This window comes from Paenibacillus sp. 2TAF8, assembly GCF_052114825.1.
GTDB lineage: Bacteria > Bacillota > Bacilli > Paenibacillales > Paenibacillaceae > Paenibacillus.
This window is the reverse complement of the sequence record NZ_JBFRFN010000050.1, coordinates 1-2,147: the sequence shown is the minus strand read 5'-3', so window position 1 is coordinate 2,147 and position 2,147 is coordinate 1. Positions and strand designations below refer to the sequence as shown.

General features: G+C 36.6%; 2 protein-coding genes. One reads left to right on the top strand and one right to left on the bottom strand.

Annotated features, from left to right (window positions below; genetic code table 11):
- Positions 1–319: 319 nt before the first annotated feature.
- Positions 320–727 carry a BspA family leucine-rich repeat surface protein gene (locus AB4Z30_RS29845; protein ID WP_441931222.1) on the top strand — a complete coding sequence of 136 codons (408 nt, stop codon included), beginning with the start codon at positions 320–322 and terminating at the stop codon, positions 725–727.
- Between the two features lie 221 nt (positions 728–948).
- Here AB4Z30_RS29845 and AB4Z30_RS29840 read toward each other — a convergent pair whose 3' ends face one another.
- Positions 949–1,884: a hypothetical protein gene (locus tag AB4Z30_RS29840; RefSeq protein WP_441931221.1), complete on the bottom strand. Its 936-nt coding sequence runs from the start codon at positions 1,882–1,884 to the stop codon at positions 949–951.
- Between the last annotated feature and the right edge of the window lie 263 nt (positions 1,885–2,147).

Sequence of the window (2,147 nt, the reverse complement as noted above, 5' to 3'; positions counted from 1 at the left end):
TCCACTTTCCAGGAGCAATCGGCTTTTGCCAAGTCCGATCATCAATTACTTTTACAAATTCATTGAAATGCTCAAACTGGTCTACTAGTTTTTTGTTCATCTTCTTTAATCCCTCCTGAAGTGACTTCACATGGATTTCCTATAACGTTTCTGTATTCATGAACCCCAAAGGGGTTGTCTGCTGAAATGCCTCTTCGAAATCCACCTTGCAGACCAAGGCTCCAAAGGAGCCGCTGCTTGAATATGATGTTATACGCTTCCCCTGACCTCTTCGAAATACCTCCATAATATGCTTTGCCCGTTCCTTCATGTCCCTTAGATCTTCAATGTCTCTTCGATCTTCAATGCCTCTTCGATCTTCAATGTCTCTTCGATCTTTAATGTCTCTTCGATCTTCAATGTCTCTTCGATCTTTAATGTCTCTTCGATCTTCAATGTCTCTTCGACCTTCAATGCCTCTTCGATCTTCAACGTCTCTTCGATCTTTAATGTCTCTTCGATCTTTAATGTCTCTTCGATCTTCAATGCCTCTTCGACCTTCAATGCCTCTTCGATCTTCAATGTCTCTTCGACCTTCAATGCCTCTTCGATCTTCAATGTCTCTTCGATCTTCAATGTCTCTTCGACCTTCAATGCCTCTTCGACCTTCAATGCCTCTTCGATCTTTAATGTCTCTTCGATCTTCAATGTCTCTTCGATCTTTAATGTCTCTTCGATCTGCATCTAACATTGCGGCTCAAAGAGATTCACAGAATTCATCGAATTAGCTCGCGGAGTAATTTATCATCAATTAATATGTCTTGTCTCTCAGGGGTTGCGTATAACGTTCCTGTATTCACGACCCAGCGTATGCTGGGTGTCCGGCGACTGCCGGACCAAGGGCGTATGCCCGCAGCGTGAATATTATGTTATGTGATTCCTCCATCATCTTTGAAATACAAGCAGAATTCACTTTTTATTTTTTCTGTTTTCTAGAGCTTTTGAGCGCTTTTCCTTTACATATTCATCCCAGCCTACACTTAATGATTTTCTTACTTCAATTGGATCTCTACCTTGAAACATTCCTATACTACATCTATCAGCAAAATCCATTCCAATGTTAGTATCAATCAAAATAAGAGTATGTATATTAAATGCATGAGTCACTCTTTTAATTTCAGTTAATCCCTGTTGTTCTTTATTCAATAATTTGTAAGGGTACATATGTTGTATTATCCATTCAAATGAATTTAATGATTCTAAAGTGGAGTCATCCTTCCATAAAAGCATTAGAAAGATAGCAGATCCGAATCTAAATAAAAAACTCTCTTGTAGCTCTGGAATATTTAAATCATTCATATTTTTTCTTATTTTAAAAGAGGTTCCAAATGCATCAGTTGGTTCGAGTATACTTTCTCCTACAAATTTTGGTGCGGTGATAACCTGAAGCTTAATATTATCGTGATAGTATTCAGGCATAGGTGAAGTATCGATAGCTAATCCTGCAAACAAAGAAATTTTAGGATTTTCTTCAGTAGTACCCATGATGTATTCAAGATATGGCAAGAATAATTCAGCATTTCTTTTAAAAGACCTTTCGCCGTTGTAGGCTATCTTTAACAACCATCTTGACAATAATCTATAATCATAATCAATATTAAGTTTCGTATCAGGGTCATACTCACTAACAAAATACTTTTTTATTAAATTCGTTCCATAGTTATCAAGTTCACTTAGTATTTCATTATTGCATTTAAAACAGACGTCTTTAATTATTGGATCAGCTTTAAAATAGTTCTCCCCTCTTATTGTAAAATCACATTCAGCAAATATATCTAAAAGTGCATCTGGAATAATGTGTTCCTTTGTCAATTTCTCTTCCTTTGAGCAATATGCACATACCATCGTTGTTTCCCCTTTGATATAATTTTATGTTATCTTTTTTGGGAGGTTTCACATAACGTTCCTGTATTCATGAACCCCGAAGGGGTTGTCTGCTGAAATGCTTCTCCGAATTCCTTCTCGCAGACCAAGGCTCCGAAGGAGGCATTGCTTGAATATTATGTTATCCGATGCTACTTCTTCTTAGTTAAACTATCGATTATTCATTTGTTTCTCCAAGAAATTAAGAAGTCCATTAATTATTATTTTTCTCATTTGTTCATAAG

Coding starts and splice junctions, on each gene's coding strand:
- AB4Z30_RS29840 (WP_441931221.1), bottom strand. CDS start 1,884: ATGGTATGTGCATATTGCTCAAAGGAAGAGAAATTGACAAAGGAACAC.